General features: G+C 47.5%; 3 protein-coding genes and 1 pseudogene. 3 read left to right on the top strand and 1 reads right to left on the bottom strand.

The features are described from left to right. From V6C93_RS32675 to V6C93_RS32665, 3 genes and pseudogenes are all read left to right on the top strand, one after another. Positions 1 to 1,744, top strand: a pseudogene (locus V6C93_RS32675) (S-layer family protein); the annotation flags it as partial. 375 nt (positions 1,745 to 2,119) lie between these two features. Next, positions 2,120 to 4,573 (top strand): adenylate/guanylate cyclase domain-containing protein, encoded by a 2,454-nt coding sequence (locus V6C93_RS32670; protein ID WP_333480854.1) that lies wholly within the window; start codon positions 2,120 to 2,122, stop codon positions 4,571 to 4,573. Positions 4,574 to 5,063: 490 nt separating this feature from the next. Continuing rightward, entirely contained in the window at positions 5,064 to 5,909 is an 846-nt protein-coding gene (locus tag V6C93_RS32665) for a DUF928 domain-containing protein (RefSeq protein WP_333480853.1), read from the top strand. A 66-nt stretch (positions 5,910 to 5,975) separates the two neighbouring features. Here V6C93_RS32665 and V6C93_RS32660 read toward each other — a convergent pair. Next, a partial coding sequence (locus V6C93_RS32660) for a 50S ribosomal protein L11 methyltransferase (RefSeq protein WP_349262910.1) occupies positions 5,976 to 6,123 on the bottom strand: 148 nt, incomplete at its 5' end.

Below are 6,123 nucleotides of genomic sequence, written 5' to 3'. Positions count from 1 at the left end.
ATCTATCCAGGTGCAGGGCGCTAATGTAACTCTGACTGATGATTCAGTCATGTTGATTCAAAACCAAGGACTCCAACCAGCTGGGAATTTAAGCGTACATGCTTCAGAGTCTCTCCAGTTACTTGATCCTATGCCAAGTGGAGCCATTAATAGCGGCATATTTAATGAAACTGTAGGGATTGGAAACGGAGGCGATATTGAGGTGATTACTCAGCGATTGGTTGTCCAAGATGGAGCTTCAATACAGGCTAGAACCTTCAGTACAGCAACAGGTGGCAATATAACTGTAAATGCCTCTAAATCTGCACAAGTAGTTGGGTTTTCGCCCTTAAATTCTACTGCTTTTAGCTCTATCAGTACTTCTGCTCTCAATTCTGGAGGTGTAGGAAAACTCATAGTTTCAACTGAGCGATTAACTGTTCTTGATGGGGGAGCTGTAATCTCTACAACCTTTGGTGCTGGCAACGCTGGTGATGTAATTGTAAAGGCAACTGAATCTATCGAGGTGAGTGGAGCAGAACCGAGCCTTTTAGTACCCAGCCTCATAGCTTCCACTACTCTCTACAACGGTTTGGATCAAGAGAAGGGAAATGCTGGTAATGTAAGAATTGATACGAGGCAGTTGCTAGTTCGAGATGGAGGACGGGTTGATTCTTCTACTTTGGCAAGCGGTAATGCTGGAAGTGTGATTATAAATGCCTCTGAGTCAGTTAAGGTTAGTGGCAGATTCCCAGGCTCTGTGAATCCCAGTCTAATCATCTCTTCTGCCAATATTGTTGATCCAGTCCTACGAAAAGCCTTGGGACTTCCAGACCAGCCAAGTGGAGATTCCGGCAACGTGACGATTAACACGCCTCATTTAAGCGTCACCGATGGAGCTCAAGTTACAGTTAGGAACGATGGAACAGGCAAAGCAGGAACACTCACTATCAATGCTGACTCCATCCTTCTGAACAATCAAGGTGGCATCACCGCATCAACCAACGCCGGTGAATCCGCTCAAGAGGGCAGTATTACCCTCAATGTCCGCAATTCCTTACAAATGCGCCACAACAGTGTAATTTCGGCAGATGCTCGTGGTCAACAGAGGGGCGGCAACATCACCATAAATGCAGGTGCGATCGCAGCTGTCCCCAAAGAAAATAGCGATATCACCGCCAGTGCACCCCAAGGCACCGGAGGGAAAATTACCATTAATACTCAAGGCATCTTCGGCACACAATTTCGCCCCAACCTGACCCCAGAAAGTGATATCACTGCCTTTGGAGATCCTACGAAAGCTCAGTCTAATGGCATTGTGCAAGTCAATACCCCAGAAATCAACGTGCAGGCTGCCCTCAACCAACTCAACGGCAATTTCATCACGACAGAACAAGCGATCGCATCCAGTTGTTTTGCCCGTCGCAACGTTGAACAAGGTACCTTTACCGTAACGGGTACCGGAGGTTTACCCACAACACCCTATGATGCGATCGGGGGTCGGTATGCCGTCACCCAAGTTCAAGGACTTCCCAACTCAGCCAGACAACAAACCTCTTCCCCCACCCCCAATCCTGTATCTCCTCCCGCCCAATCCTGGAAACTCGGCGATCCCATCCAGGAAGCACAAGGCATGAGCGTCACCCCCGATGGGCGTATTATTGTAGGAACCAATCCGCAATTAGCAGCGATCGCAGACCCTCAAACCTTAATTTGTCATCTCACAATCAGGCCGAAGGCAGAGAGCAGAGGGCAGAAGGGATAAAAATTGGGGGCATGTCAGGGAGAGCCAGTGAACGCCCGCACTGCGTGCCGCTACGCTAACATCCCCCAGCCCCTTCTCTCAAAAGGAGAAGGAGAGCAAGATTCAAAGTGCCTCTCCCCGTGGGCTACTGTGTACACACATCTCCCGCTCAACCTCAAAATGCTGCATTTTGCCCCCCTAGCCCCCCAATTTTGGGGGGAACCGGAAGTTCAAAGTCCCCCAGAATTGGGGGATTTAGGGGGCTTTCTAGGATTTAGGCAAGAGGTCTAGTGAACAGTGATCAGTAAGCAGCAGCGTATAAAAGACAAGTACTGTTTATAGTGGAGTTGCAAGAGAGCGTATCTGTGCCAAAGTTCCCCATTCATCCTTTTGAAGATGAATTTCCAGCGAATTCGGTCTGTTTTGTCAGTTGCATTTTTACAGCTGCCGCTTTTTAAATCCAAAGCGCAGGGGACAACCGATCGCCCCTTACAGGGAGAAAGCTCCACCGTTACCTCAAACACCCCGCCCAATCCTCGTCCTCTCAGAGAACCCAACCCGAAGACCAATCTGCTGTGGGAATGGCGTGGTGTCTGGATTGTTGCGCCCACTGTTACCGGTTTTGCGATCGCCCTGCGCCTAAGCGGCTGGTTGCAACCTTGGGAATGGATGGCCTTTGACCAATACATGCGTACTCGTCCGCTAAAACCCGCTGAGGAGCGCATTGTGATTGTTGCCATTACTGAAGCAGATTTAAGAAAGGTCAGACAATGGCCTATTCCAGATACGCTACTCACTCAGTTGCTCCAAAAAGTCAAAGCCCAAAAGCCCAGAGTCATTGGTCTTGACCTTTATCGCGATTTGCCCGTCAAACCGGGTTATTCAGACTTAGTCAAGGTTTTTGAAACCACCCCCAACCTAATCGGTATTGAACAAATTAACGAAGAGAACCCCGATGCCGCCATTGCTCCCCCACCCGTACTCGCCAAAAAGAATCAGGTAGGTGTTAACAACCTTGTCGTAGACGCCGATGGCAAGCTGCGTCGAGGCGTACTCGCCTACAAAAAGGGGGACGAATCGGTTCCCTCGTTTAGTATGCTCCTCGCTGGGTTGTATCTGGAGCAACAGAACATTCTGCCCCAACCTACAAAAGATAATCCCCAAATTTTTCAATGGGGGAAAAGCATCTTTCGCCCGTTTCAATCCAACGACGGCGGCTATGTCGGTGCCGATGATGGAGGCTACCAGTTTTTATTGAACTATCGAGAGCCAGCCAATAGCTTCCGCACGGTAACCCTAACACAGGTACTGAACAACGAGGTAGCCCCTGACTTAATGCGCGATCGCCTCGTTTTAATTGGTTCAACCGCCACCAGCCTGAACGACTTCTTTTACACCCCCTACAGCGGCGATCAAATTTCCACCCAACAACGCACCGCTGGGGTAGAAATTCAAGCCAACATCATCAACCACATCCTCAGTGCCGCCCTAGAAGGACACCCCACGCTCCAGACTTGGTCGGAACCCGTGGAGGGATTGTGGATTTTTTTCTGGTCAGGTGTGGGCGCGATTCTAACTTGGCACGGGCGATATGCAGGTGCCGCAAAGCGTAGCTGCTCGCAGATATCCCTTGCCATTCAGAGAGTTGCCAGCCCATTTCTGGCTGCCGGAGTTTTGGTGGGAATTACTTATGTTGCTTTTTGGGCAGGTTGGTGGATACCCCTAGTGCCACCCCTTTTGACCCTATCACTGGGAGCGATCGCCATCACCGCTTATACTGCCCACGCCGCCGGACAAATTCGTAAAGCCTTTGGACGTTACTTAGATGATCGCGTCGTTGCCAAGTTGCTGGAAAGTCCTGGCGGATTAAAAATTGGTGGCGAGAAGCGGACAATCACCATGCTCACCTCGGATTTAAGAGGATTTACGGCACTCGCAGAACGATTAACCCCCGAAGAAGTAGTGAAAGTTCTCAACCTCTATCTGAAATACATGACAGAGGTGATTGCTGAGTACCAGGGAACCATTGATGACTTCCTTGGTGATGGAATTTTGGTTCTCTTTGGTGCGCCCACGCTCCGAGAAGACGACTCCAGAAGAGCTGTCGCTTGCGCGGTTGCGATGCAGTTAGCAATGGATTCGATTAACGAAAAGCTCAAACCCTTAGGTTGCCCGAAACTCGAAATGGGGATTGGCATCAATACCGGTGAAGTTGTTGTGGGGAATATCGGTTCGGAAAAGCGAACCAAGTACAGTGCCATTGGTAGCCATGTCAACCTGACATTCCGCATCGAAACCTATACCGTCGGAGGGCAAATATTCATTTCTGAGTCAACCTTAAACGAGGTAGAGTCCATCGTCAGAATTAATGGGCGAAAGGAAATCAAACCCAAAGGCGTAAAACAAGCCATCACCATCTATAACGTTGAGGGGATTGGTGGAGAATACAACCTCTTTCTATCCCAACAAGAAGAGGATTTTTTTCCTCTACCTGAAGAAATCTGCCTTCAATTTCACTATGCCTTGCTGGATGGTAAGCATATCAGTGATTCCCTGTTCAAGGGAAGTTTAGTCAAGCTGTCCGCCAAGGGAGCGATGCTCCGCTCCGAAAATGGAGAAGGGTATGCTGTGCCAGAACCCCTGAGCAACATCAAACTCAATTTATTAACCTCCACCAACACCACAGAATTCAGCGAAGACATGTATGCTAAGGTGTTGGACAGGTCGGCGGAGAAGGGCAGTTTTTACATCCATTTCACCGCCAAACCGCCGCATGTAGAAGCAAGGTTGAACGAACTCTACCAAACAGCAAAAACCTTTTCGGATTCGGAAGACGACCAGATATTCTGAGCTGTTGATTCCTTATCTTAAAAACGGACAGGTCCTGCTGAACAACTCAAGCCGCTTCCAATTCTCAATAAAATCTTTATCTCAAAATTGAAATAAGTTGATAAAATTGAACCGATTGGATAAATCTCCTCGAAATTAGAAGCAAAAACTTATGCTTCAAAATAGCCAAATCTATGAGGTGATTTATTGGAGTAACTTATATTATGGCTCCTAAGAAGACTACACTATACATTAGTTTGTAGTGAGGATTTTAATCCTATCGGAGCGGGCGAAGACAGCACCCACTACAAACATAGTTTTATTAAGGGTAATCAACAGCACATCATATTAGACGGTGAATTTTAATGCAGAATCGGTTCTATCGGGTTTGACAATAAGAGGAAGGTTCACAATTTAAATATACATAAAGATTAATTTATTTTTTTAAAGCATTTAGTAAAACTGACGACACCGTCTGAAGTCAGAAACCGAATACACAGCCATTAATCCTATGAACACTCAACCCCATTTCCCAGCTGTCATCATCGGCTCAACATCGATGATTTCCTTATTATTGTTCAGTGCTGGCAATCCTCTGCCGACTCATGCACAAAATTTTGCCAATGTTTCCCGTACTAACCAGAATTTTCTCATCAGTCAAGCGAGTGGCTCACGAATTCGCTTTGTTCCGCCAGTAGTTAAAAATCCTAGGCAAAGTCAGGGGTCTGGTACACGAGGCTGTAGTAACAAACCGCTAGAACAAAACTTGGTAACGCTACTGATTCCCTCGAAGGATGACATTGGACAAACTATATCCAGCCATCCCACCTTCTTGTGGCACTTGTCACAACCGGTATCTGTGCCCATGCAGTTTGCCTTAGTAGAGGATAAAAGTGGCGGTCAGACGATATGGAAAAAACAAATCGATTCGCCCGAACCTGGAATAATCCAGATGGAGATTCCGAAAGATCGACCTGAACTCGTTTCAGGGAAGACTTACAGATGGACGGTGACCCTAGTCTGTAACTCCAAGCAACCCTCCGCTAATCGCTATTTCATCAGCTATATTCAGCGGGTATCAGCAACACCCGCCTTAAAGCAGCAACTGGCAACAACTCCTTTAAATAGCAATTCTTCTCCCAAGACTATCCATTCCGAGAACGCCTTAGTTGATCGCGAACGGGCCTCCGTCTATGCGCGATCGGGGCTTTGGTATGATGCCATGAGCACTCTTTCAAAAGCGGCGAAAGCTAATCCCAAGGATTCATTAGTGCAAGAAGATTTGTTCGCTCTCCTCGACCAAGTCGGACTCGGTGAAGTGGTCAACCAAGAGCGCCAGCGTCTTACTAAAAAATAGAACAAACAGGTGAAGTATGAAATATAAATAAGCCCACAAAACTTTTCATATTTCAACCTTCCACCTTCATGATCGCCTGATATTAAAGCAACACCAATCATGACGCTTCCAGAGAGCGGCAACTACCCAATTGTATTGTTCCAAGGTATCGGCAATGGGTTTCGCCTGATCTAACAAAATACCGCTCAAGATTCCCCAACTACTGAGCGACGTA

This window comes from Allocoleopsis sp., assembly GCF_036703385.1.
In the GTDB taxonomy this organism is placed as follows: Bacteria; Cyanobacteriota; Cyanobacteriia; order Cyanobacteriales; family Coleofasciculaceae; genus Allocoleopsis.
Note: the sequence above shows the minus strand (reverse complement) of the source record. Positions and strands in the feature narration are given on the sequence as shown.

Excerpts from the sequence above, each read along its gene's own strand:
- V6C93_RS32670 (WP_333480854.1), top strand. The coding sequence starts at position 2,120 with ATGAATTTCCAGCGAATTCGGTCTGTTTTGTCAGTTGCATTTTTACAG.
- V6C93_RS32665 (WP_333480853.1), top strand. The coding sequence starts at position 5,064 with ATGAACACTCAACCCCATTTCCCAGCTGTCATCATCGGCTCAACATCG.